At 65.7% G+C, this 24,404-nt stretch carries 25 protein-coding genes and 1 tRNA gene; 17 read left to right on the top strand and 9 right to left on the bottom strand.

Annotated elements, in window-relative coordinates:
- Positions 1-161: 161 nt before the first annotated feature.
- A complete protein-coding gene (locus HU735_RS10450) occupies positions 162-971 on the bottom strand; it encodes a hypothetical protein (protein ID WP_186713434.1) in 810 nt (269 codons plus the stop codon).
- A 94-nt stretch (positions 972-1,065) separates the two neighbouring features.
- Positions 1,066-1,142, bottom strand: a tRNA-Val gene (locus HU735_RS10455).
- Between the two features lie 203 nt (positions 1,143-1,345).
- Here HU735_RS10455 and HU735_RS10460 point away from each other — a divergent pair.
- Positions 1,346-2,629: an FAD-binding oxidoreductase gene (locus HU735_RS10460; RefSeq protein ID WP_186713435.1), complete on the top strand. Its 1,284-nt coding sequence runs from the start codon at positions 1,346-1,348 to the stop codon at positions 2,627-2,629.
- A gap of 53 nt (positions 2,630-2,682) precedes the next feature.
- On the opposite strand, the gene HU735_RS10465 is transcribed toward HU735_RS10460, so the two are convergent.
- Positions 2,683-3,375 carry a peptidase C39 family protein gene (locus HU735_RS10465; RefSeq protein ID WP_052896440.1) on the bottom strand — a complete coding sequence of 231 codons (693 nt, stop codon included), beginning with the start codon at positions 3,373-3,375 and terminating at the stop codon, positions 2,683-2,685.
- A 204-nt stretch (positions 3,376-3,579) separates the two neighbouring features.
- Here HU735_RS10465 and HU735_RS10470 point away from each other — a divergent pair, with 204 nt between their 5' ends.
- Complete coding sequence (locus tag HU735_RS10470) at positions 3,580-3,759, top strand: hypothetical protein (protein ID WP_186713436.1); 180 nt, start codon at positions 3,580-3,582, stop codon at positions 3,757-3,759.
- A 78-nt stretch (positions 3,760-3,837) separates the two neighbouring features.
- Here HU735_RS10470 and HU735_RS10475 read toward each other — a convergent pair whose 3' ends face one another.
- Together HU735_RS10475 and HU735_RS10480 are read right to left on the bottom strand one after the other, a co-directional pair.
- On the bottom strand, positions 3,838-4,593 hold the full coding sequence (locus HU735_RS10475) for a TerC family protein (protein ID WP_186713437.1): 756 nt from the start codon (positions 4,591-4,593) through the stop codon (positions 3,838-3,840).
- A gap of 15 nt (positions 4,594-4,608) precedes the next feature.
- Positions 4,609-4,848, bottom strand: coding sequence for a hypothetical protein (locus tag HU735_RS10480; protein ID WP_050705209.1), 240 nt, complete (start codon positions 4,846-4,848; stop codon positions 4,609-4,611).
- Positions 4,849-4,980: 132 nt separating this feature from the next.
- Between HU735_RS10480 and nhaR the strand changes: the two genes are divergently transcribed.
- The 3 genes from nhaR to HU735_RS10495 all read left to right on the top strand — a co-directional run bounded on the left by nhaR (position 4,981) and on the right by HU735_RS10495 (position 7,946).
- Positions 4,981-5,874, top strand: a complete 894-nt coding sequence (gene nhaR, locus HU735_RS10485) for a transcriptional activator NhaR (RefSeq protein ID WP_050705208.1) — start codon at positions 4,981-4,983, stop codon at positions 5,872-5,874.
- 95 nt (positions 5,875-5,969) lie between these two features.
- Entirely contained in the window at positions 5,970-7,181 is a 1,212-nt protein-coding gene (sstT, locus tag HU735_RS10490; RefSeq protein WP_186713438.1) for a serine/threonine transporter SstT, read from the top strand.
- A 123-nt stretch (positions 7,182-7,304) separates the two neighbouring features.
- Complete coding sequence (locus HU735_RS10495) at positions 7,305-7,946, top strand: DUF480 domain-containing protein (protein ID WP_186713439.1); 642 nt, start codon at positions 7,305-7,307, stop codon at positions 7,944-7,946.
- 1 nt (position 7,947) lies between these two features.
- On the opposite strand, the gene HU735_RS10500 is transcribed toward HU735_RS10495, so the two are convergent.
- Positions 7,948-8,139: a hypothetical protein gene (locus HU735_RS10500; protein WP_186713440.1), complete on the bottom strand. Its 192-nt coding sequence runs from the start codon at positions 8,137-8,139 to the stop codon at positions 7,948-7,950.
- Between the two features lie 182 nt (positions 8,140-8,321).
- On the opposite strand from HU735_RS10500, the gene HU735_RS10505 reads away from it, so the two are divergent.
- From HU735_RS10505 to HU735_RS10520, 4 genes are all read left to right on the top strand, one after another.
- A complete protein-coding gene (locus HU735_RS10505; protein WP_050705204.1) occupies positions 8,322-8,786 on the top strand; it encodes a DUF1348 family protein in 465 nt (154 codons plus the stop codon).
- Positions 8,787-9,008: 222 nt separating this feature from the next.
- Positions 9,009-9,287 carry a hypothetical protein gene (locus HU735_RS10510; protein ID WP_186713441.1) on the top strand — a complete coding sequence of 93 codons (279 nt, stop codon included), beginning with the start codon at positions 9,009-9,011 and terminating at the stop codon, positions 9,285-9,287.
- Complete coding sequence (locus tag HU735_RS10515; RefSeq protein ID WP_186713442.1) at positions 9,259-10,005, top strand: zeta toxin family protein; 747 nt, start codon at positions 9,259-9,261, stop codon at positions 10,003-10,005. Before HU735_RS10510 ends, HU735_RS10515 begins: the two co-directional genes overlap by 29 nt.
- A gap of 267 nt (positions 10,006-10,272) precedes the next feature.
- Complete coding sequence (locus HU735_RS10520; protein WP_186713443.1) at positions 10,273-11,118, top strand: hypothetical protein; 846 nt, start codon at positions 10,273-10,275, stop codon at positions 11,116-11,118.
- Positions 11,119-11,331: 213 nt separating this feature from the next.
- Here HU735_RS10520 and HU735_RS10525 read toward each other — a convergent pair whose 3' ends face one another.
- Positions 11,332-12,393, bottom strand: a complete 1,062-nt coding sequence (locus HU735_RS10525) for a sigma-54 dependent transcriptional regulator (protein ID WP_186713444.1) — start codon at positions 12,391-12,393, stop codon at positions 11,332-11,334.
- Between the two features lie 328 nt (positions 12,394-12,721).
- Between HU735_RS10525 and HU735_RS10530 the strand changes: the two genes are divergently transcribed.
- The 5 genes from HU735_RS10530 to HU735_RS10550 all read left to right on the top strand — a co-directional run bounded on the left by HU735_RS10530 (position 12,722) and on the right by HU735_RS10550 (position 17,064).
- Positions 12,722-13,789 carry a PhnD/SsuA/transferrin family substrate-binding protein gene (locus tag HU735_RS10530; protein ID WP_186713445.1) on the top strand — a complete coding sequence of 356 codons (1,068 nt, stop codon included), beginning with the start codon at positions 12,722-12,724 and terminating at the stop codon, positions 13,787-13,789.
- 15 nt (positions 13,790-13,804) lie between these two features.
- Complete coding sequence (locus HU735_RS10535) at positions 13,805-15,028, top strand: lipase family protein (protein ID WP_186713446.1); 1,224 nt, start codon at positions 13,805-13,807, stop codon at positions 15,026-15,028.
- 15 nt (positions 15,029-15,043) lie between these two features.
- On the top strand, positions 15,044-16,213 hold the full coding sequence (locus HU735_RS10540) for an LLM class flavin-dependent oxidoreductase (protein WP_186713447.1): 1,170 nt from the start codon (positions 15,044-15,046) through the stop codon (positions 16,211-16,213).
- A gap of 216 nt (positions 16,214-16,429) precedes the next feature.
- Positions 16,430-16,702, top strand: coding sequence for a type II toxin-antitoxin system ParD family antitoxin (locus HU735_RS10545; RefSeq protein ID WP_186713448.1), 273 nt, complete (start codon positions 16,430-16,432; stop codon positions 16,700-16,702).
- Positions 16,699-17,064: a type II toxin-antitoxin system RelE/ParE family toxin gene (locus HU735_RS10550; RefSeq protein ID WP_186713449.1), complete on the top strand. Its 366-nt coding sequence runs from the start codon at positions 16,699-16,701 to the stop codon at positions 17,062-17,064. Before HU735_RS10545 ends, HU735_RS10550 begins: the two co-directional genes overlap by 4 nt.
- 132 nt (positions 17,065-17,196) lie before the next feature.
- Here HU735_RS10550 and HU735_RS10555 read toward each other — a convergent pair whose 3' ends face one another.
- Together HU735_RS10555 and HU735_RS10560 are read right to left on the bottom strand one after the other, a co-directional pair.
- Complete coding sequence (locus HU735_RS10555; RefSeq protein ID WP_186713450.1) at positions 17,197-17,928, bottom strand: class II aldolase/adducin family protein; 732 nt, start codon at positions 17,926-17,928, stop codon at positions 17,197-17,199.
- A gap of 15 nt (positions 17,929-17,943) precedes the next feature.
- A complete protein-coding gene (locus HU735_RS10560; protein WP_186713451.1) occupies positions 17,944-18,990 on the bottom strand; it encodes an ABC transporter substrate-binding protein in 1,047 nt (348 codons plus the stop codon).
- Positions 18,991-19,310: 320 nt separating this feature from the next.
- On the opposite strand from HU735_RS10560, the gene HU735_RS10565 reads away from it, so the two are divergent.
- The 3 genes from HU735_RS10565 (at position 19,311) to HU735_RS10575 (ending at position 24,249) form a co-directional block, all read left to right on the top strand.
- Positions 19,311-20,543: an acyl-CoA dehydrogenase family protein gene (locus tag HU735_RS10565; protein ID WP_186713452.1), complete on the top strand. Its 1,233-nt coding sequence runs from the start codon at positions 19,311-19,313 to the stop codon at positions 20,541-20,543.
- 111 nt (positions 20,544-20,654) lie between these two features.
- Positions 20,655-22,436 carry an ABC transporter ATP-binding protein gene (locus tag HU735_RS10570; protein ID WP_186713453.1) on the top strand — a complete coding sequence of 594 codons (1,782 nt, stop codon included), beginning with the start codon at positions 20,655-20,657 and terminating at the stop codon, positions 22,434-22,436.
- The gene (locus HU735_RS10575) at positions 22,429-24,249 is read left to right on the top strand and encodes an ABC transporter ATP-binding protein (RefSeq protein WP_186713454.1); all 1,821 of its coding nucleotides are present in this window, start codon (positions 22,429-22,431) and stop codon (positions 24,247-24,249) included. The genes HU735_RS10570 and HU735_RS10575 overlap by 8 nt, the downstream gene beginning before the upstream one ends.
- The last annotated feature ends 155 nt before the right edge of the window (positions 24,250-24,404 follow it).

Below are 24,404 nucleotides of genomic sequence, written 5' to 3' on the forward strand. Positions count from 1 at the left end.
CAATTGGACTCGAACCAACGACCCCCACCATGTCAAGGTGGTGCTCTAACCAACTGAGCTATGTGCCTGTCGTGTGGTGCGCATTCTACGCAATCGGCCAACCATGTCAACACCGTCTTGCAAAAAAATTGCAAAAAAATCAGCGACTTCAATCACTACCATCAAAAGGCATTGAAGCGCACGCGTAGCTTGTCGGCATAGATCTGCCCAGTCTTGATGTTGACGATCCCTGCCGCCGCCAGCTTCACACTGAAGAAGTAGTTGTTGGCCGTGGTTTCCTGGCGGTTGCGGATGGTGGCCTGGGCCACCACCTTGCGGTATTGCAGGTAGTTCGGCACCGACTCATAGATCACCGCCAGCCGCAGGTTCTCCCGCTGCGCCTTGAACTCGGCGGCCGACATCTTCAGGTCGGTGACAAGACTAACTTCAACGATCCCCAGGCGCGGGCCGGGCATGGGCGGAGAAACCAGGAACACCCGCCGCCCTTCGACTTCACGCATGGCCGCCGTGGCGCCGAACGCATTCTGGCCGACGAACTCGCCCTTGTCCTGCCAATCCCCTTTCAGCCTGATTGCCACATAGAGCTTGCCAGGATCTGCGGTACCCCGCCCTTTTTCCATAAAGCCAAAGGTCTGCGCATCCGGCATGTCGCTTGCGTAGCTCAGAGCACCGGTTTCCTGGTTGAACCTTATCTCTGCATCATTGATCTCGGAAAAGATCACCGAGCCGCCCAGCGCCGACATCCGCGCATTGAATTCGTTGTTGGTCTCCATCTTGCCCTGCGGCCCACCCAGGTCGGCGACTTTCTTCAACAGCGCTTGCGGACTCTGGTAGACAGCAACATTGACAGGCGAAACATAGGGCCTCAGGTCCACATAGGTATCCGAGGGTGCATACTGCGCCCTCATGGATTGGGGTGCCGCGCAACCGAACAACAACGCCGCGCATGCGGCCATCACGATGAATTTCATTCCTTGCCCTCGAGCCGTGAAAAAACCGCGCATGCGAAAAAGGCGACCCTTTCGGATCGCCTTTTTCGATATCGCCCTAAAGAGCGATAATGTTTGGTAGGCACAATTGGACTCGAACCAACGACCCCCACCATGTCAAGGTGGTGCTCTAACCAACTGAGCTATGTGCCTGTCGTGTGGGGCGCATTCTACGCGATCCAGATACCCTGTCAACACTTTTTTTCACGCTAAGCTACTGAAACTTAAGCTATTTATAGAAAGGCCAGGTTTCAGGGGGGGCGTAAAGGATTTTCACCGGACGACTAGCGGGTGTTTATTATTATTGATAGCATCGGTACATTCGTTAAAAATATAAAACACGAGGTTCCTCGAGCATGGCTAACACCCCCTACCCCCAGTCCTACTACGCCGCCTCGGCCAACCCGGTGCCGCCACGTCCGGCGCTGCAGGGTGAGGTGGAAACCGATGTGTGCATCATCGGCGCCGGCTACACCGGCCTGTCCAGCGCCCTGTTCCTGCTGGAGAACGGTTTCAAGGTGAGCATCGTCGAGGCCGCCAAGGTCGGCTTCGGCGCTTCGGGCCGCAACGGCGGCCAGATCGTCAACAGCTACAGCCGCGACATCGACGTCATCGAACGCACCGTCGGCCCCAAGCAGGCACAACTGCTGGGCCAGATGGCCTTCGAAGGCGGGCGCATCATCCGTGAGCGCGTGGCCAAGTACGACATCCAGTGCGACCTGAAGGACGGCGGCGTGTTCGCCGCGCTGACCAGCAAGCAGATGGGCCACCTGGAATCGCAAAAGCGCCTGTGGGAACGCTTCGGCCACACCCAGCTGGAGCTGATGGACCAGAAGCGCATCCGTGAAGTGGTGGCTTGCGACAGCTATATCGGCGGCATGCTCGACATGAGCGGCGGCCACATCCACCCGCTGAACCTGGCCCTGGGCGAAGCCGCCGCGGTCGAGTCGCTGGGCGGCATCATCTATGAGCAGACCCCGGCCGTGCGCATCGAGCGTGGCGCCAACCCTGTCGTGCATACCCCGCAGGGCAAGGTCCGCGCCAAGTTCATCATCGTCGCCGGCAACGCCTACCTGGGCAACCTGGTGCCGGAACTGGCGGCCAAGTCGATGCCATGCGGCACCCAGGTGATCACCACCGAGCCACTGGGCGAGGAGCTGGCGCGCACCCTGCTGCCGCAGGACTACTGTGTCGAGGACTGCAACTACCTGCTCGACTACTACCGCCTGACCAGCGACAAGCGCCTGATCTTCGGCGGTGGCGTGGTGTACGGCGCGCGCGACCCGGCGAACATCGAGGCGATCATCCGTCCGAAGATGCTCAAGGCCTTCCCGCAGCTGAAGAACGTCAAGATCGACTATGCCTGGACCGGTAACTTCCTGCTGACCCTGTCGCGTCTTCCGCAGGTCGGCCGGATCGGCGACAACATCTATTACTCCCAGGGCTGTTCGGGTCACGGCGTGACCTACACCCACCTGGCGGGCAAGGTGCTGGCCGAGGCCCTGCGCGGCCAGGCCGAGCGCTTCGACGCGTTCGCCGGCCTGCCGCACTACCCGTTCCCGGGTGGGCAGATGCTGCGCGTGCCGTTCAGCGCCATTGGTGCCTGGTACTACAGCCTGCGCGATCGTCTGGGCTTCTAAGACAGTTCGGGGCCGCTTTGCGGCCCTTTCCGGTCGCAAAGCGGTCCCAGCCCTCAATGCCCGAGGCTGGTGACCGCCTGCTTCGCCGCGATCTCCTGCCCCGCACGGGCCAGCTCGTCCGCCGCCTGCAACCAGCGCTGGCGATCCACCTGGGCCGGCAGTTGCCGTGGCGACTGCAGCAGCACCGCCCAATTGCCCTCCTTGGCCCACGCCGACTCGAAATCATCGAACGCCATCAACTGGCGCCGATGCATGCCCGAACGCAACAGCACCCGTTGCTTGTAGCGGTCGTAGCCGATCAGCACCGCGTAACGCGGCTCGCTCCACCAGGCCGAACCTTCCTGATAACGCAGCAGCACCGGATAGCCGGCGGCCACTTGCGCGAGCAGCGCGTCCAGGTGCTTGTCCAGCGGGTAGACCACCCGACCGTACTCGCGGGCTACCCGGGGGATGCCAGTGTCCAGCGATTCGGCGGCCTTGGGCAGGCCCAGCGCCTTGTCGAGCAGGCCCGGGGTGATCGGCGCGCCCTGCTGCGACAGCACCGCGGCCAGGGCCATCGAGCCGCTGTGGTTGGCGTTGCCGCGATAGAACGGCACGCTGCTGATCTCGACCCGCTGCGGCAGGCCCTTGAGCGCGGCCGGTGGCGTGCCGGCGCAGCCGGACAGGGTCGCCGCCACCAGGCAGGCGGCCAGCAGGCGACGTGGGCCCAAGGCCCGAAACTTGGAGAGCTTTTGCAACGTGGACACTCGCTTGTTCCGCGGCCAGGCAGGCAGCGCCCGGCCAAGAAGCCGATCATAGGATGCCGACGCCCGCGGGTATAGCCCGGCGCTGACTTGGAACGAAACGGCCCAAGGACTAGACCTTCGGTCAATGGAACGTCACAGCCGACAGGCTAGACTGAAGCTGTGTCTGGATGGCGAGCACGGCTCGCCAGAGAGAAGGAGGCACACATGAGCCTGACAATGGCAATTCTCGTGTTGGTCGGCATGTGGCTCAGCGTCGCGGCGGCCATGCTCTGGGGGGTATTGCGCATCGTGCGCCGGCATTCCCACCCTCACCATCTGCCCCCACAGGCCGTGGCCAAGGCCCAGCCGGTGCGTCGTGCCCGGCGTCATGCCGAGGCGCATTGACAGCATCTCCAAACTTCGAGCCATGAACGACAAGAGGGAGCCTAGGCTCCCTCTTGCTTATCACTTGCAGCTCGCGGCTCAGTTGCCCTCGGCCGCCTCACGCTTCAAGCGCGCCCGGCGCGCCAGGATGTTGAGGATCTCGATCGCCGTCGAGAACGCCATGGCCGCATACACATAACCTTTCGGTACATGAGCGCCGAAGCCTTCGGCGATCAGGGTCATGCCGATCATGATCAGGAAGCCCAGGGCCAGCATCACCACGGTCGGGTTGTCGTTGATGAACTTGGCCAGCGGGTCGGCGGCCACCAGCATCACGATCACGGCGCTGATCACGGCGATGATCATGATCGGCAGGTGCTCGGTCATGCCCACGGCGGTGATGATGCTGTCGATCGAGAAGACGATGTCCAGCAGCAGGATCTGGAAGATCGCCGCAGTGAAGCCGATGGTCACGGCGTTGCCGGCCTTGGACTCTTCCTTGGCGCCATGGGGGTCGACGCTTTCATGGATCTCCTTGGTCGCCTTCCACAGCAGGAACAGGCCACCGGCGATGAGGATCATGTCCTTCCACGAGAACGTGTGGCCGAACACCTCGATGACCGGCTCGGTCAGCTGAACGATCCAGGCTACGGTGCTGAGCAGTGCCAGGCGCATGACCAGGGCCATGCTGATACCGATACGGCGGGCCTTGGAGCGGTACTGCTCAGGCAGCTTGTTGGTGAGGATGGAGATGAAGATCAGGTTGTCGATGCCAAGCACGACCTCCATGGCCACCAGGGTGGCGAGGGCAACCCAGGCGGTGGGGCTTGCGGCGAGTTCCAGCAAATATTCCATTGGTCAGTCCTGCTCTCAGATGTCCTGGGTGTCTTTCTTGTCGTCTTCGGCCTTGGCCTTCTCGGCATCGCTGCCGATGGCGTCGCTCAGGGCCTGCTGGGCGGCGTCGTTGGTCTTGTCGATGGCCTGCTTGGCGGTTTCGGCGGCCTGGTCGAGCATCTGCTGGGCGGATTTCTCGGCCTGGTCGCAACCAGACATGGCGAACAGGGCCAGGGCCAGCACCAGCGGTGTACCAATGGATTTGAGTTGTAGCATGGGGTCCTCGCTTGTCGAATTCCGGACGGCGCGTCATGCGCCTGATGGGATGGCATTCTAAAGAGGCTGAAACATCCGGAAAATTCGTTTTTTCGGCGTGTATACTTCGGTTTTTCCGAACTGAGTCAGACCATGCTCAACTACCGCCAGCTCCACTATTTCTGGGCCGTGGCCAAGACCGGCAGCATCGCCCGCGCCAGCGAGCAGCTGAACCTCACCCCGCAGACCATCAGCGGCCAGATCAGCCTGTTCGAGCAGACCTGGAACCTGGAGCTGTTCCAGCGCGTCGGCCGCCAGCTGGAGCTGACCGAGACCGGGCGCCAGGCGTTGGTCTACGCCGAGCAGATGTTCCAGATCGGCGGCGAGCTGGAAGCCATGCTGCGCGCCGGGCCGCAGGAGCAGATCCTGTTTCGCGTGGGGGTGGCCGACGTGGTGCCCAAGTCCATCGTCTACCGCCTGCTGGCGCCGACCATGGAGCTGGACGAGGTGCTGCGCATCAGCTGCCGCGAGGACAAGCTCGAACGGCTGCTGGCGGACCTGGCGATCCAGCGCCTGGACCTGGTGATCTCCGACAGCCCCATGCCCAGCCACCTGGACATCAAGGGCTACAGCCAGAAACTCGGCGAATGCGGCCTGAGCTTCTTCGCCACGCCCACGCTGGCCGAACGTCTCGACCGGCCCTTCCCCGCCTGCCTGGACGACGCGCCGTTGCTGATCCCCGGCCAGGAGACCGTGGTGCGCAGCCGGCTGCTGCGCTGGCTGGCCGAGCAGCAGGTGCAGCCGCGCATCGTCGGCGAATTCGACGACAGCGCGCTGATGCAGGCCTTCGGCCAGTCGGGCAGCGGCATCTTCGTCGCCCCCAGCGTGATCGCCGAGGAAGTCTGCCGCCAGTACGGAGTGCGGCTGATCGGCCAGACCGAGGCGGTGAACGAGTCGTTCTACGCCATTTCGGTGGAGCGCAAGGTCAAGCACCCGGGGATCCTGGCGATCACCGAGGGCGCGCGGCGGGAGTTGTTTCACTGGTAGAGCGGCCGATGATCGCAGGGTATGCCCCTCCCACGCTATGCCCTGCGGGTCTGTGATAAAGTCGCGCGCTTTCACGTAACTGGATTGCGCTGCACATGACCCCCATCCTCCGCCTCATCAACCGCACCGGCCTGGTGACGCAGATCTGCATCGGCCTGGTGGCCGGCATTCTCCTCGCCCTGCTCGCCCCCGCCGTGGCCCGCGACCTGGCGTTCCTCGGCAAGGTCTTCGTCAGCGCCCTGAAGGCCGTGGCGCCGGTGCTGGTGTTCATCCTGGTGATGGCCTCGATCGCCAACCACCGCCATGGCCAGGAAACCCACATCCGCCCGATCCTCTGGCTGTACCTGCTGGGCACCTTCGCCGCAGCGGTGGTGGCCGTGGCGGCGAGCATGCTGTTCCCGTCCAACCTGGCGCTGACCACCAGCAACGCCGCGCTCAGCGCCCCTGGTGGAATCAGCGAGGTATTGCAGAACCTGCTGCTCAGCGCCGTGGACAACCCGGTCAACGCACTGCTCAACGCCAACTTCATCGGCGTGCTGACCTGGGCCATCGGCCTGGGCGTGGCCCTGCGCCATGCCAACGACACCACCCGCACCGTGGTCGAGGACCTGTCCAACGGCGTGACCCTGATCGTGCGCGTGGTGATCCGCTTCGCCCCGCTGGGCATCTTCGGCCTGGTCAGCGCCACCCTGGCGCAATCGGGCCTGGACGCGCTGCTCGGCTACCTGCACCTGCTCGGCGTGCTGATCGGCTGCATGCTGTTCGTGGCGCTGGTGATGAACCCGCTGATCGTGTTCTGGAAGATCCGCCGCAATCCCTACCCGCTGACCCTGCTGTGCCTGCGCGAGAGCGGCATCACCGCGTTCTTCACCCGCAGCTCGGCGGCCAACATCCCGGTCAACCTGGCGCTGTCGGAAAAACTCGGCCTGCATGAGGACACCTATTCGGTGTCGATCCCACTGGGCGCGACCATCAACATGGCCGGCGCGGCGATCACCATCACCGTGCTGACCCTGGCCGCCGTGCACACCCTGGGCATTCCGGTGGACCTGCCGACCGCGGTGCTGCTCAGCGTGGTGGCGGCGGTCTGCGCCTGTGGCGCCTCGGGCGTGGCCGGTGGCTCGCTGCTGCTGATCCCGCTGGCCTGCAGCCTGTTCGGCATCCCCAGCGAGATCGCCATGCAGGTGGTGGCGGTCGGTTTCATCATCGGCGTGCTGCAGGATTCGGCGGAAACCGCGCTGAACTCCTCCACCGACGTGCTGTTCACCGCGGCGGCGTGCCAGGCCATGGAGCGGCGCAACGCCTGAAGCCCTGGTTACCGGTCAAGCCGCTTCCGTTGGCAGCGAGCTTGACCGGCAATGCCCCGGTGATTGCTTAAGCCCGGCGCTTTACCTAGGCTAGTGGCCTTTTCCTCGCAACGAGACAGGGCCATGTCAGAACAGCAAACCATCGGCGAAGGCCGTTTCAGCAGCATCGAGATCCGCGTGCTCGGCTCGCTGATCGAGAAGCAGGCCACCAGCCCGGAAACCTACCCCCTGACCCTCAATGCCCTGGTCCTGGCCTGCAACCAGAAGACCAGCCGCGAACCCGTCATGAACCTCTCCCCCGGCCAGGTCGGCCAGGCCCTGCGCGCCCTGGAGAACCAGGAGATGGCTCGCCTGCAGATGGGCAGCCGCGCCGACCGCTGGGAGCAGCGGGTGGACAAGGCCCTGGAACTGGTGCCGGCGCAGCTGGTGCTGATGGGGCTGATGTTCCTGCGCGGCCCGCAGACCCTCAGCGAGCTGCTGACCCGCAGCAACCGCCTGTACGCCTTCGAGGACGTCGATCAGGTCCAGCACCAGCTCGAGCGCCTGGTTTCGCGCGAACTGGCCCTGCATCTGCCGCGCCAGGCCGGCCAGCGCGAAGACCGCTACACCCACGCCCTGGGCGACCCGGCCGAAATCGAGGCGATTCTCGCCGCCCGCCAGCAGGATGGCGGCGGCCGCGTCGCCAGCGCGGCGGACGAGCGCATCGAGGCACTGGAAGCCCGGGTGGCGGCGCTGGAGGCGCGCCTGGCCCAGCTCGAAGGTTGACTCAGGGCTTTTCGGCATCGGGGAAGTGGCGGCAGCTCTTGCGTTCGGCCAGCTCCCGCTCACTGGGGCGCTGGTCGACGAACACGGTGCGGCCGTCGGCGTAGATTTCCAGGTAGCCCCAGTGCAGGTCCCGCTCGGTCTGCCCGGGCTTGGGCGGGACGAGCCACCAGGGTTCGCGGCTGATCAAGGTCATGAGTGGGCTCCAGTGGGGCTGGGAATAGCTGGTGCGGTAACTATAGACAGCCAGGCCTGGCACTCCCGCGCGGATTGTTCCTCCGAGGACAATTATGAAGTGCCCTGGGCACCGATTCTCACTGCCCTGCGACGGGTCTAATCTCGGTCCTGCAAACCCACTTCCCGCAAGGATCGATCACGATGTCCCGCCCACCACTGCCCCCCTTTACCCGTGAAACCGCCATCGAGAAGGTGCGCCTGGCCGAAGACGGCTGGAACAGCCGCGACGCCGCCAAGGTAGCCCTGGCCTATACCCTCGACACCCACTGGCGCAACCGCGCCGAGTTCTGCAGCAGCCGCGAAGAGGCCCAGGCCTTCCTCACCCGCAAGTGGAACCGCGAACTGGAGTACCGCCTGATCAAGGAACTCTGGGCCTTCACCGACAACCGCATCGCCGTGCGCTACGCCTACGAATACCGCGACGACAGCGGCCAGTGGTACCGCGCCTACGGCAACGAGAACTGGGAGTTCGCCGAGGACGGGCTGATGCGCAACCGCCACGCCAGCATCAACGAACAGCCCATCAGCGAGGCCGAGCGCAAGTTCCGCTGGCCGCTGGGACGCCGCCCGGACGATCATCCTGGGCTGAGCGACTTCGGCTTCTGAGGACCGACGCCGGATCTGCGGGGCCGCTCGACGGCCCCGTTTCAGGTTTGGGAAACGGACTACGTGAGCCTGGGAAACGGTGAGCGCAGCGTTGTGCCAGACTGCAGGGCGACTCCACTCCAGGACAGCCCGATGACCCTCCATGATGCCTTTTTACAGTGTCGGCGCTATGATGCCTCCCATGTGCGCAAGCGGTTTCGCGTTGCGCGGAGGTGTCCAGCGATGGCAGCAAAAGCGAAGAAAGTCTCCGAACGAGACCTCGATGCCCTTGAGCAACAAATCCCCCTGCACGCCAGCGAGGCCACGCATTCGGCCTACCTGCGTGCCCTGCAGGCCAGCCAGCGCGGCGTCCTGTGTGTCGATGAGGGCGAACTGGTGCGCGTCGAGGCCGATGGCGCCCGAACCGTGCTGGGCAAGGCCAGCCCCCGGCGCAAGGTGCGGGTCGGCGAGGTGATCAGCGTGCGCAGGGTCGATGAAGAGACGGCCGGCGGGCGTGCCTAGACTGCGTGTTTTCGCGGGGCCCAACGGCTCGGGCAAGAGCACCATCAAGGCCAGCCTGCCTGCGGCGCTGACACGCCTTTTCGTCAATGCCGACGAACTCGAGCACGAGGCGAAAGACACCGGCTTCATCGACCTCGCCCCGTTCGGCATTCAGGCCACCCAGGCCGAACTACACGCCTTCCATCTCGAGCATCATCTGATCGCTTCCCGGCAGCTGGCTGCACAGGCCCGGCTGCTGCAACTGCTCGATAACCGGATCGACTACCGTGCGGTGCCGGTGGACTCGTACTTCGCCTCGGTGATCGCCGATTTCATTCGCCAGCGCCTGCTGGAGGCGAAGCAGAGCTTCACCTTCGAAAGCGTCATGTCGCACCCGAGCAAGATCGAATTCATGCGCCTGGCCCAGGCCCAGGGCTATCGCACCTACCTCTATTTCGTCTCGACCGAGAACCCGCAGATCAATATCGAGCGGGTCGCCATTCGCGTGCGCGCCGGCGGGCATCCGGTCAGGGACGACCTGGTACGCAGCCGCTACGAACGCTCTCTCGACCTGCTGCCTGAGGCCATCGCCGCCAGCCATCGTGCCTACGTGTTCGACAACTCCGGCCAGAGCGCGTTGTGGCTGGCGGAAATAACCGATGGCGTGCAGCTGGAATACCGTAACGAAGAGATTCCCGACTGGTTCTTCGAGGCTTATATAGATCAGGTGGAATCTTGATCCTGTGCGTAAGGCATTGGCACAATGCGTTGAGGATAGCCTCAACCTCGCGTGTCCGGCGGATCCGAGGGTTTGTACGAAAAGTAGCCTAGCGGCGATCAGGCAAGGCGAAAACAGGCGAGGAACGGTCGGAGTCGCGCACGACTTGACTGGTTGTCAATGAGCATTCCGAGCTTGTTTTCAACGCAGCATGATCGTCGCGCAGGCACTTTTCGTACAAAGGCTAACCAGTGGCTCAACGAAAGCAACTTATTAAGGACAATGCACATGCAGGGACTCAACGTTAACTACGCACCCCAAATATCCCTCCTCGGCGATATAGATGAACAACTCTCAGATGCTTGGGGATCAGTTTATAAGCTGCAAACCCTCAGTGAGTATATCGACCCCCAAAGCGATACTAATGAAGACTATGACGAGGAAGAAACATATTTCCTATCAAAAATCGAACGACTCCATCTCTCTATAAGCCTTCTCATAGAATCCCTTGGCTACACCCAGTTACTACAAGAATACAAATTAGGCTATTCTAAGCATTCAACCAAATCAGCATCCTTCTCAATTACAAGAGATGGCGACTACCATAGTGATACACTTGCTTTTTTCTGGCGATATCATAAATCGGTCTCCGCTCTCATCAACAGCAATTCTGTAGACACTGACGAGAGGAAACAGCGTACGCTCCTTGCGGCCATTCTAAGAAACACCTCGAAAATTGTGCATGACCATCAAGTATCTCCAACTAGCGAGGCAGAAGTCAGAAATTGCGTTTACAAGCTGCTGACTCATGTGTTCCCTGACACCCTGCGTGAAGTACCCGTTCCTCAAGTTACAAAAACATACAAGGCTGACCTTGGCATCCCCTCACTGAAAGCAGCGATCGAGTACAAATATGCAACTACCGAAGAGGAAGCCAAGAAGGTAATCGGTGGTTTTTATGAAGACATGCGAGGTTATGCGGGAAGCGAAGACTGGAAACATTTCTTTGCCGTGGTTTACATGTCCAAACCATTCTTCACCATAGAGCAGATCCGGGCTGAATTCGCGCGTGTTGGCGTAGACAGCAGCTGGTCACCGATACTCGTACACGGTGAAGGAACCAGGAAGAAATAAACACTTAGCAACCCGTCTCGAAGATATGTTCTTTCTTGGTGATTGGATTGGTGTTAGGGTGAGGAACGACAACCCCGGCCAGGCACCCATGATATTGCAAAAGTTAACAGCTTATCTTCTAGACAGGCCATTTGCCCTCCCTCGCGAGCCGGAACGCTAAGTTACTGGCTCACGAGGACATTTTAGCAGGTTAATTAACCTAACTTTATTCTGCTACACTCGTCCCAACTCCCCGATCTTCTCCAACCGTGCCCGCACGATATTGCGGCTGATGTTCAGCAACCGTCCGGTCTGCAACTGATTGCCATGGCAATACCGATACGCGGCGCGGAACACGGTCTCCTCGATGTGCTCGTACAGGTCCGGGATGTTCTGCTCGAACAATGCCAGCAAGGCGCTTTCCAGGCTCACCGGCGCCACCGCGCCCGGTGCCGGCAATCCGGTCACCTCCGGTTGCCCCAACGCCTGCGGGCGCATGTCCACCAGGTGCAGGTCCCCCGGCGCCACCTGCTGCTGCCGGCACACCAGCAGCGCATGGTGAATCGCGTTCTCCAGTTCGCGGATGTTGCCCGGCCAGCTGTGCGCCAGCAGCTTGCGCTCGGCCTCGATGCTCAGGCTGGCGCGCTCGTAGCCCAGGCGCCGGCAATGCTCCTCGATGAAGAACTCGGCCAGCGGCAGGATATCCCCCGGCCGCTCGCGCAGCGGCGGCAGGCGGATGGTCGCCACGTGCAGGCGGTAGAACAGGTCTTCGCGAAAATGCCCGGCCACCACGGCGTCGGCCAGGTTGACGTTGGTCGCCGCCACCAGGCGCACGTTGATCGGCACCGGGGTACGCGAGCCGAGGCGCACCACTTCACGCTCCTGCAGTACCCGCAGCAGCTTCACCTGCATGTTCAGCGGCAGGTCGCCGATCTCGTCGAGAAACAGCGTCCCGCCGTTGGCGGCCTCGAACCAGCCGGCCTTGTTCGAGGTGGCGCCGGTGAAGGCGCCCTTCTCGTGGCCGAACAGCTCGCTCTCCACCAGGGTCTCGGCGAAGGCGCCGCAGTTCACCGCAACGAAAGGCTCGCGATGACGGCGACTGAGCTTGTGGATATGGCGGGCCACCAGCTCCTTGCCGGTGCCGGTCTCGCCAATGATGAGGGTGTTGGCTTCGCTGGGGGCCAGGCGCTCGATGCGGCTGAGCAGCTCCTGGGAGCGCGGGTCCTTGAACACCAGCACGGTGGCGCGCACGGATTTGGTCAGCTCGCGGGCATTGGGATGGGTAATCAGCGACATGGGGGCATTCCTGGCAGTGTGTGCGCGCCCTCATAGTGCATGAAACAATTTAGACCGAAAAATTATTAATAAATATTTATATATTCGATAATTGAATATACAGAAAACCAATCGTTGCATTGCTGCTGGAGCAGCAACCGGTCAGCAACGGCCTGCCTGCCGATCAGCACCCCGAACCGCGCAACACTGCCTTCACAGTAACGCGTAACCCTTGCCGCACAAGGGCTGCAGCCCTGCCCGCAGCGCCCTGGCATGCATTTCGCTCCTGCCTGACAAACGCCTGGGCCGCTCAAGCACGCGGCCCGCACACTGTCGGGAGCGCAACATCATGAAAATCCTCTGGCGCCATGGCCTCGCCCTGCTCGGCCTGCTGTTGAGCCTCACCACCTGGGCCGGCGAGCCACCCAAATCCGTGCGCATCGCCATCGTCGCCTTCACCCAGGGAGGCGTGCCGGTGTTCGGCGGCATCCCCGGGCGGGTGATCGAGGATGGCTGGCTCGCCCAGCAACTGGCCCAGCGCGGCATCAGCCTGGACTGGGTCGCCCTGCCCCACGCCGGCGCCGGTCCGCAGATCAACGAAGGCTTCAGCAACGACAGCCTGGACTTCGCCGTTCGCGGCGACCTGCCGTCGGTGATCGCCGGCGCCGGCAACGTGCCGGGCAAGCTGGTGGTGCCCGGCGGCAGCGGCAACAACGTGTACCTGGTGGTGCCGGCCAACTCCAGCGCCCGCAGCATCCAGGATCTCAAGGGCAAGCGCCTGGCCTTGCACCGTGGCCGGCCATGGGAATTCGCCTTCAGCAACTTCCTCGTCAGCCAGGGGCTGCAACTGAGCGACTTCAAGATCGCCAACCTCAACCCGCAGGTCGGCGCGGCGGCGGTGTCGGCGGGCAAGGTGGATGCGGCGGTGCTGCTCAACGAGGCCTATGCCCTGGAAGACAAGGGCGTGGCGCGCATCCTCTGGTCGACCAAGCAAGGCGCCGACGACTGGCGGCTGGTCTCGGACCTGTGGGCCACCGACCATTTCGTCGAGCAGCACGCCGACCTCACCCAGCTGGTGGCCACCGCCTGGGTCAAGGCCGCCTGGTGGATCTCCCAGGAGCAGAACCGCGACGCCTACTACAAGCTGTCGTCCCGCGCGGGCGTGGCCGAGAGCGTGCTGCGCCGCGACGACCAGGACGACCCGGTGACCTGGCAGGCGCGCTGGGCGCCGAAGAGCGATGCCCAGCTCAAGGCCCATTACCAGGCGCTGGCCCGCTACGCCCTGGACAACCGCCTGATCCGCACGCCCTACGACATCGGCCCGGACCTGGCCACCGGCTTCACCCGCCAGGCCCTGAACGACCTGCAGCTCACCCATTACTGGCCGTCCCTCGACGCCCAGCTCAGCCAACACTGATCAAGAGATCCGCCCATGAAACTGCCCGTCTCATTCGCCCTGGGCCTGTCGGCCCTGGCCTTGTCCATCGCCGCCGTGGCCGCCGACACCTTCGCCCCCAGGCCCGACCCGCAACAGGGCGACGGCCGGGTCTCGGCCTTCTACACCTGGAGCAAGGCCATTCCGGCCACCCCCGGCAAGCTGCTGCGCAGCGAGCCGCTGGACAGCGCCCTGAGCCTGCCCAACGCCGCCAGCGCGCAACGCATCCTCTACACCTCGCTGGACGGCATCGACGGCAAGACGCCGATCGTGGTCTCCGGCGCGCTGTTCATCCCCAAGGGCAAAGCGCCCGCCGGCGGCTGGCCGGTGGCCAGCTGGGGCCACGGCACCGTGGGCGTCGCCGATATCTGCGCGCCGTCCTGGGCCGGCCGCTCGTACCGTGACGTGCAGTACCTCAACCGCTGGCTCGACGAGGGTTATGCCATCGTCGCCACCGACTACCAGGGCCTGGGCGTGCCCGGCGGCCACCCGCTGCTGAACAACCGCATGGCCGCCTACGGCATCCTCGACGCGGCCAAGGCCGTGGTCGCCGGCGTGCCGGGCCTGGCCAACAAGGTGCTGATCGTCGGCCAGTCACAAGGCGGCGCCGGGGCCTTCGCCGCTGGCGCCTATGCCGCCACCTACGCGCCGGACCTCGGGGTGAAGGGCAGCATCGGCACCGGGGTGATCTACACCATCGGCGCGCAGAACGTCGGCGAGCAGGATGTGAACAAGGTCGACCCGGCGCTGGCCTACGGTTTCTACACCCTGCTGGCGGCGCAGCAGTACGACCCGAGCATCGACCCGCGCGACTTCTACACCGACAAGGCCCTGCCGCTGTTCGAGCAGGCGCGCAGCAGTTGCCTGTCCGCCCTGGTCAGCGATGTGGTCGGCAGCGGGCTGACCCCGGCCAATGCCAAGAAGGACTATCAGGGCGACCAGCTCAAGGCCTGGCTGGCCCAGGTGTCGTACCCCACCCTCAAGCTGGCGCAACCGATCTTCATCGGCACCGGTGCCGAGGACAAGACCCCCGCCGCCAGCACCCAGGTGGCGCTGATGCAGGACGCCTGCAAGGCCGGTTCCGTGGTCCAGGGCCACCTGTACAAGGGCCTGGGCCACAGCGAGACGGTCAACGCCTCGCTCAGGGACTCGATCCCGTTCGCCCGCCAGGTCATCAGCGGCCAGCCTGTCACCCCGATCTGCAACCCCAGTGTCCAGTAAGCCAGGAGCACGACCATGAGCCTCGAATTCTTCACCCGCCTGCCGCTGCACGGCGAGACCCAGTTCCTCCCGGGCGACCCGCGCAACCGCGGCGACTGGCATGCCGGCGGCCCCAGCACCGGGGCCGTCTCGGGCTTCGCCGTGGGCGATCACTTCAGCTACATCGACTACCTCGGCCAGGTGGCCCGCGCCGCCGAGATCAACGGCTTCGGCGGCGCGCTGATGGTCAACGCGCCGACCGGCGAGGAGCCGTGGACGGTGTGTTCGCTGCTGGCCCGTGAAACCCGCACGCTGAAATTCGTCACCGCCTTCCAGCCCTACCACTACACGCCCTGGGTGGCGGTGCAGCAGGCCGCCACCTACCAGCGCGCCACCGGCAACCGGCTGGTGTGGAACATCATCAACGGCGGCTCGGACGCGATCCAGCGCCAGGTCGGCGACTTCGAAGGGCACGATGAGCGCTACTCCCGCGCCACCGAGTTCATGGACGTGGTGCGTGGTTACTGGCACAACCCCGACTTCCACTACCAGGGCCGCTACTACAGCGCCGAAGGCGGTGGCCTGCGCGGGCCTTTGAAAAAGGCCGAGCTGCCGCTGATCTGCACCGCGGGCTCGTCCGAGGCGGCGCGGGAGTTCGCCGCCCGGCACGCCGACTTCTACCTGATGCGCGCCGAGCACCCCGACGAAATCGCCGCGCTGATCGCCGACATCCGCGCACGCGCCTTAAAGCACGGGCGCCGCGATATCCGTTTCGGCCTGTCGATCGATGTCATCACCCGCGACACCGAGCAAGCCGCGCTGACCGAGGCCAAGCGCTTCTTCGACGAGGGCGTGGCCAAGGGCACGGTCAAGACCCGCGCCGCCCATGCCGGGCTGCGCACCGCGCGCAAGCTGAGCTACGAACACGAGTACGCCGACCAGGACGATGCGCGGGCCTTCGACGACTTCTTCATCCACCCCAACGTGTGGACCGGTTTCGGCTACATCGGCATCCCGCCGGGCTGTGCCCTCGTCGGCAGCCACGCCAACGTGGTGGCGCGGATCCGCGAGTACCATGCCATCGGCATCGACCTGTTCTTCCTCGCCGGCTACCCGCACCTGGAAGAGGCCTACCGCCTCGGCGAACACATCCTGCCGCATTTCCGTGACCAACGCGCCCCGCTCACCCGTCCGGGCCAGGCCTGAACTCGGCGGCGCGCAGCCAGAGCGCTCGCTGTTCAGTGCATGGCGCTTCGAGAATTTCTGGCTAAAAGGCTGAGCACTGTCCCCTGTAGGAGCAGCCAACCGCAGGCGCAAGCGGCCTGCAGGGTGCCATAGGTCGGTTGTCCTGCCGTCACCTTTGGCGTTTGAGGCAGGGATATGGCATAAATCGCCATATCCCTTCATTACCTGGAGCACAGCATGGCCACTCACAATGTGATTGTCCCAGGCCCCATGGAGCAGACCATCGAAGAGCTTGTGCAAACGGGTCGCTACCAGAACTTCAGCGAGGTGGTGCGTGCGGGCCTGCGCATGCTCATCGATCACGAAGCTCAGGAGCAGGCACGCCTCGAGGCCCTGCGTACCGCTGCCAGCATCGGCATCATGCAACTGAACGCCGGTCAGTTCGATGAGGTCGACCTGGACAATCTGGATGAGTACCTGGGGAGCCTGGGGCAGGCTGACAAAGAATGACCACAGCAACGATCCGCCTGTCTCACGCGGCTCGTAATGACATCAGCGAAATCCTTCGTTTCACCCAGGTGCAGTTCGGTGACGCTGCACGGCGACGCTACCAAGGGCTGCTCCAGGCGGCATTGCGTTCGATCAGTGAATCACCGGAGCAAGCTGGCAGTTGCAAACGTACGGAGGTGGCGGCTGGCCTGCGCAGCCTTCACCTGATGCATTGCCGCAGCGTGTCCACGGCAGGACGAGTCGCACGCCCCAGGCACCTGATCCTCTATCGACAACAGATGGATCAGGTCGTCGAAGTCGTACGTGTCCTTCACGACGCGATGGAGCTGTCGAAGCACCTCCCGCAAGATATACCCCGCTGAACGGACGACGCTCACGGGCGAGCGGAACAATCACCTCCCCCGATGCACACTCGGCGAGTGCCAGGAATAGGGGGCAGTCGGGAGTGGTGAGGTTCTCGAGGATCTTGACCTCCATGCGCGAAAGGTGGGGGATCAGTTGCGGCGGTCGATGCCGGGCACCAGGCCCAGTTCGCTGGCGCGCTCGTACAGGCCGCTCATCTTCCACTGCTGGGTGAGCACGCCCGGGCCATAGGGACGCGAGCCGCCGAGGGCGTCGGCGAGTAGCTGGATCTGCGCGCCCTCCTCCAGCAGCAGGATGAATTCGGCGGTGGCGCGCAGGCCCTGCTTGCCCCACACGGTGGCGCCGCCATTGGCTTCAAGAATGGCCAGGTTGAACGGGTTGGCGGCGATCTGCTCAAGGATGAAATCCACCTCGGCCTGGCGGCGGTCGATGTACACCGGCAGCTCGCGGGCCAGCTGGTAGCGCTGCACCGGCACGTAGTGGAACGGCAGACTGCGGTGGGTCTGGGCCCAGGCGCCGAGGTAGGGGCTGTGTACGTGGGACACGGTGGTGATGTCGGCGTGGGTCTGGAACAGCTTGGTGTAGCGGCCCAGTCCCCCCTTGCCCTTGCCGAGGATGACATTGCCGGCGAAGTCGCTGACCGTCGCCTCCAGCGGCTTGCGGTGGTTCCACGGGCCGCCGTAGTTCACCGACACCAGCAGTTGCTCGCCGGGCACCCGCTCGATGAAGCCGACGGTGCCGTTGGCGGTGATGGTGCGGGTTTCGCGAAACACGCTGAAGGCCGCTTCGGCCTCGGCCAGCACCTGGTCGGTGAAGGCTTGCAGCTCGGCGGTGAGGGGGCGTTCGTTGATCAGTACGGTCATGCTCGGTCTCCGGTATCAGGCGCGGCGCTGGGCCAGCAGGTCGTGGGCGGCTTGCAGGGGGCGGTGGTCGACCCAGTCGGCGAGGTCGAAGTCGCGTTCCAGGAAGCCATGCAGGTTGAGGAAGGTCTTCTGGATGTCGAGGAAGGCCAGGCGTTGGGGCGACAGGTCCGGTGCCAGGGTGCTGTGGAAGTCGCCGCGATAGGCTTCGGCCACACCCTGGCTGCCGGCGCGGGTCTCGTCCTCGAGGATGGCGTTGAGCGCGTCGCGGTTGCCGGCGGCCCAGTCGGCGGCGCGCAGGGTCTGGGCGAGGAAGCGCGTCACCAGGTCGAAGTGCTCGTCGAGCAGGCGCTGGTGCACGGTGATCGGCCGTGGCGTGCCGTTGTTGATGCGATGGCGCGGGTCAGGCAGGGCATCGAGGTCGATGCCCACCACCAGGCCCAGGCGGCGGGCGGCATCGGCGGCGGCGGCGCCCTTGACGTACACCGCGTCCACCTCGCCGCGCACCAGTGGATCCAGGCCCGACCACAGCCGTTGCAGGCCCAGTTGCGGGGTGCCGGCGTCGAGTGTGTCGAGCAGCGCCACCTCCACCAGATGTACGTCATCGAAGCCCAGGCCCGCCGAGGCCAGCGCGCCTTTGTAGCCGTGCAGGCTCATGGCCCGGGCGATGCTGCCGGGGCGGTTGTCACCCCAGGCCGGCAGGGCCAGGCGCTTGCCGCGCAGGTCTTGCGGGCGACGGATGTTGCTGTCTGGGCGGACCAGGATGGTCTGCCATTCCTCGATCCAGGTCAGGCCGATCAGCCGCGTTGGCGCACCGGCGGCGCGGGCGGCCAGGGCCGGCAGGTTGCCGCCCTCGCGGAACAGGCCGGGGAGCTGGTGATCGTAGTGGTGATGGCCGAGCTGGCGGGCCTCCTGCAGGGTATCGATGGGCAGGCCGTCGGCGGCGAACTCGTCTTGCAGCCAGCCGAGCTTGTAGGCGATGCCCGAGGCGGTGGGCACCGGGCAGCGGGTGAACCAGAGGCGTTCCAGGGTTTCAGGTTTGGGGGTGGCTTGAGGGAGGGTCATGGGTGGGCTCCTTGGACGTCGTGCAAGGACCGTTGCAGCGGCCGTGCCAAGGGCTGGGATGCCCGGAACAAGGGGCTTTCCGATGATGACCAGGGTGGTGATTGCTGACCAGGATGCAGGATTGCGGCGCGGGTGTTGCCAGATCAGCAGAAACCGCGACCAGGGGTGTTGCTGGAGCAGCAAGGATGCGCTGAAAGCCCTGTACTCCATGGACTTCGGGGCTGTGGCAAAGAAGTTGCTCTGGTGTTCGCAGGCATCGCGGGGCAAGCCCGCTCCCACACCGACCCGCGATGGGCCATACACTGCCACCGAGGTAACCCATGACCACCATCGAACACCCGCCAGCCCGGCGCATCACCCATGAAGCCGAAGCCATCGACATCGCCCGCCAGGTCGCCGGCGAAATCGCCGCCCTCGCCGCCGACCCAGGCAACAACCGGCAACTGCCCCGCCGCCAGGCCGAGCTGCTGTCAAGCAGCGGCCTCACCGCCATCGGCGTGCCCACGCAGTTCGGCGGCCTCGGCGCCTCGGTCGCGACCATCGTCGAGACCGTGCGCCTGGTCTCCACCGCCGACGGCGGCGTCGGCCAGCTGCTGCAGATCCACAACGTGATGCTGCGCGGGGTGCTCGGCGGCTACCCCGACGAGGTCCGCGACCGCGTGCTGGCCGATGTGCTGGCCGGCAAGCGCCTGGGCAATGCCCTGGCCGAGGTCGGCGGCAAGAACAAGTTCGCCCTCAAGACCCGCGTCGAACGCCGCGCCGACGGCAAGCTGGTGCTCAACGGCAGCAAGTTCTACTCGACCGGCGCCTACCTGGCCGAGTGGATCTCGCTGACCGCCGCCAGCGAGGACGGTGGCGCCGGCGTGTTGCTGCACCGCGACACCCCCGGCCTGACCCTGGTCGATGACTGGGACGCCTTCGGCCAGCAGCACTCGGTGAGCGGCACGGTGAAGTTCGACGAGATCGTCCTCGACGAGCGCTTCGTCACCTTCCGTAGTGGGCCGATGAAGCGCACCGGCCTGACCTTCCCGCAGATCCTTCACGCCGCCATCGACAGCGGCATCGCCGCCGGCGCCCTGCAGGCGGCGGTGGACTACCTGCGCGAGCACGCCCGGGCCTGGGTCGAGAGCGGCGTTGAGCGGGCCAGCGACGAGCCGCACATCATCCGCCAGGTCGGCGAATACGCCGTGGCCCTGCGCGGCGCCGAGTCGGTGCTGCGCGAGGCGGCGCGGGTGTTCGACGCCCACGAGAGCGACCCGGCGGACAAGGCGCTGGAGGATGAGCTGATCCTCTCGGTGGCCACCGCCCGGGCGCATGCCGACGGCGCGGCGCTGAAGATCGCCAGCGACCTGTTCTCGCTACTTGGGGCCAGCGCCTCGCTGAGCAAGTGGAACCTGGACCGCTTCTGGCGCGACGCCCGCGTGCACACCACCCACGACCCGATCCGCTGGCGCCTGCACAACGTCGGCAACTACTACCTCAACGGGGTGGATCCGGGGGAGTACACGGCGGTGCTCAATGCCAAGGAAGCGCAAGGCGCTACACGTCGCTGACGCCATCGCGGGGCAAGCCCGCTCCCACGCCAGACCTGCAACGACACCATTGGCGTGGGAGCGGGCTTGCCCCGCGATGAGGCCCGCCCCACCACCAGACCCGAGCCCTGCATGACCTCCAGACACCCCCTCCTGCGCGCCCTGGCGATCTACCGCGAGATGCCCTGGCGCTTCACCCTGGTCGCCACCCTGTACATCGCCGGCAACCTGGGCCTGGCCTGGCAGCAATGGCTGATCGGCCACGCGGTCGACGATGTCGGCGCCGGCCGCGCCGTGACCCGCCTGGCCGACGGCAGCCTCGACGCCAGCCTGGGCTGGCACTGGCTGTGGACCCTGCTGGCCATCGCCCTGGCCCGCGGCCTGCTGCAGTACGCCGCCGCGGTGCTGTCGCTGGTGCTCAGCCAGGCCCTGCTGACACGCCTGCGCGAACGCATTCTCGAACAGGTCCAGGCCCTGCACCTGGGCTACCACTGGCGCCATGGCATGGGCGAGCTGGTGACCCGCACCACCCGCGACGCCGACAAGGTGCGCGATGCGCTGATCACCTTCTGGCGGCAGATCGTCGAGACCCCGCTGGTGCTGCTGGCGGCAGTCGGCCTGCTGGCCTGGTACGACCCGCTGCTGGGCCTGGTGCCGCTGCTGTTGACCGGTGTCGGGCTGTGGCTGTTCGTGCGCCAGACCGAACGCCTGGTCGGCCTCGACCGGGCAGTGGCCACGGCCTACGACCAGGTCAGCCAGGACCTGGCCGAAGGCATCGGCGGTGTGCGGGTGATCAAGGCGTTCGGCCTCGAGGACCGACGCATCGCCCGCTTCGCCGAGCAGGTGACGCTGTTCAGCGGCCATGCCCGCACGGCGCTGGCCTACGCCAGCTCGCGCATTCCCCTGCCGCAGGCGGTGGTCGCTCTCGGCCATGTGTGGATCCTGGTGTACGGCGCCCACCAGGTGGCCGCCGGGCGCCTGGGCATCGGCGAGCTGGTGACCTCGCTGCTGGTGGGCACCACCCTGGTGTTCCGCATCGAAGGCATCGGCCGGGTCATGCAGACCTTCGCCGACGCCCGCGCCAGCGCCGAACGCATCTGGCAACTGCTCGACGAGCGCCCCGCCATCCGCAACGGCCAGGGCGCGCTGCCAGCGGGGCCGCTGGGCCTGAAGCTGGAGCAGGTGCGCGTGGCCGCGCCACAGGCCGACCGCGACCTGCTGCACGGCTGCTCGCTGCAGCTGCGCCCCGGCGAGGTGGTGGCGCTGGTCGGCGCCACCGGCAGCGGCAAGAGCCTGCTGGCCAGCCTGCTGCCGCGCCTGGCCGAGGTAGACGGCGGCAGCGTGCGGGTCGGCAGCGACACCCATGGCTGGCACGATGTGCGCGACCTCGACCTGGCGGCCTTACGCCACCGGGTGCAGGTGCTGCCACAGGAAAGCTTCCTGTTCAGCGACTCGCTCGCCGCCAACCTGCGCCTGGCCGCGCCCGGCGCCAGCGACAGCGAGCTGCGCGAGGCCCTGCGCCAGGCCGCCACCGAGGATGTGCTGGAGCGCCTGCCCCACGGCCTGGACACACCGCTGGGCGACCGTGGCGTGACCCTGTCCGGCGGCCAGCGCCAGCGCCTGTGCCTGGCCCGCGCCCTGCTCGGCGCGCCCGACATCCTGTGCCTGGACGACGCCACCAGCGCCCTGGACGCCCAGAGCGAGCGCCGCGTGCTCGACAACCTGCGCCGTCAACGCAGCCAGACCGGCCGTGCACCGACCCTGCTGTTGATCACCAGCCGCCTGTCCACCCTGTTGCTGGCCGACCGCGTGCTGCTGCTCGACGGCGGGCGCATCCGCGCCAGCGGCAGCCACGCCGAGCTGACGGCAAACAACGCCCACTACCGCGACCTGCTGGGGATCGAGCATGGCTGAAAGCGATATCGACATCGAACAGCGCCTGGCCCGCCAGGCCCTCGACCGCGGCATGCTGGGCCGCCTGCTGCCGCTGCTGCGGCCGATCCGTGGGGCGATCCTGAGCGTGATCGGCCTGGAACTGCTGCTGGTGTTCACCGTGTTCCTGCGGCCGTGGTTCGTCCGCGAGCTGCTCGACCGCGGGCTGATCCAGGACGCCGGCCACTGGTTGCTGGACGAGCGCCTGGTGCTGTGGCTCGGCCTGGGCCTGGCCGCCAGCTGGCTGGGCCGCTTCCTGCTGGCAGGCATCTCGCAGTTCATTGCCGGCGGCGCCGCCATCGGCGTGCTCAACGCCCTGCGCGTGCAGGTGTTCGCCCATGTCCAGGCGCTGTCGGTGAGCTACTTCGACCAGACCCGCGCCGGGCGCATCATCGCCCGTGCCGACCGCGACGTCGACGCGTTGGAACCGTTGCTGGTGCAAGGCCCGCCGGAGCTGCTGGGCGCCCTGCTGCGCTGCGGCCTGGCCGGGGTGATGCTGTGGCGCATCGAGCCGAGCTTCTTCTACAGCCTGGCGGCCACCGTGCCGCTGCTGGCGCTGGCGACCTGGCGCTTCAAGCGGGTGTCGCAGCGCAACTGGGCCAAGGTCGCCGAGCAGCGCAGCCGCTTCACCGCGCACCTGGTCGAAAGCGTCAGCGGTGTGCGCCTGATCCAGCAGTGCGGGCGCGAGGCCAGCAACCAGCGGCGCTACCGGCACCTGCTGGAGGCCTTCAACCAGGCGCTGATCCACGGCAGCCTGCGCACCAGCTGGTTCGCGCCGTTCACCGCGCTGCTGGGCACGGCGGGCATGGCCGTGCTGTTGCTGGTGGGTGCCTTCGGCCTGGCCGAAGGCCAGGTGAGCGTTGGCCAGGTGGCCGAGAGCCTGTTCTACGTGTTCCTGTTCCTCGGCCCGCTGCAGGAGCTGTCGGACCTGTTCGAGCGCTACGCCACCGGCAGCGCCTCGGCGCAGCGCATCTTCCTGCTGCTCGACACCCGCGCCCAGGTGCTCGACCCCGAACAGCCTAGGACGCTGGGCCGGGCCCGTGGCCAGGTGGACTTCGAGCAGGTCGGCTTCGCCTACAACGCCAGCGCCCGCCCGGTGATCGATGGGCTCGACCTGCATATCCCGGCGGGCGAAGTGCTGGCCATCGTCGGCCCCTCGGGGCATGGCAAAAGCACCCTGGTGCAGTTGCTCACGCGCTTCTACGACGTGCGCCACGGCGCGGTGAAGCTCGACGGCATCGACCTGCGCGAACTGGCCCAGCACGACCTGCGGCGCAACGTCGGCGTGGTGTTGCAGGACAACGTGCTGTTCAGCGGCACCCTCCTCGACAACCTGCGCCTGGCCCGGCCCGGCGCCGACGATGCCCAGCTGATCGCCGCCGCTCGCAAGCTGGGTGCCGACGAGGTACTGGAGCGCCTGCCGCTGGGCTACCACACAGAGGTCGGTCCGCTGGGCAGCCACCTGAGCCACGGCCAGCGCCAGCTGGTGTGCCTGGTCCGCGCCTACCTGGCCGACCCTGCGGTGCTGGTGCTCGACGAAGCAACCTCGGCGGTCGACGTGCACACCGAGCGGCGCATCCAGCAGGCGCTGCGCCGGCTGTGCCAGGGGCGCACGGCGATCATCATCGCCCACCGCCTGGCGACCATCCGCGACGCCGACCGGATCGCCGTGGTGCGCCACGGGCAGGTGGTCGAACTGGGGCGGCATGCCGCGCTGGTCGAGGCCGGCGGGGTGTATGCCGGGTTGTACGCGACGTATCTGCGCAGTGCCGGGGAGGTCGCCATCGAGAACTAGGGCCCTATCGCGGGGCAAGCCCGCTCCCACGCCAACTGTGCCGTTGCAGGTCTGGCGTGGGAGCGGGCTTGCCCCGCGATAGGGCCCTGCTGCTGCTCATGCAATCACTGCTGCCCGGCTGCTGCCACAGCAACACCTCACCCTCGCCATCCCTC

The organism is Pseudomonas sp. BW16M2, assembly GCF_014268865.1.
Lineage (GTDB): Bacteria > Pseudomonadota > Gammaproteobacteria > Pseudomonadales > Pseudomonadaceae > Aquipseudomonas > Aquipseudomonas peradeniyensis.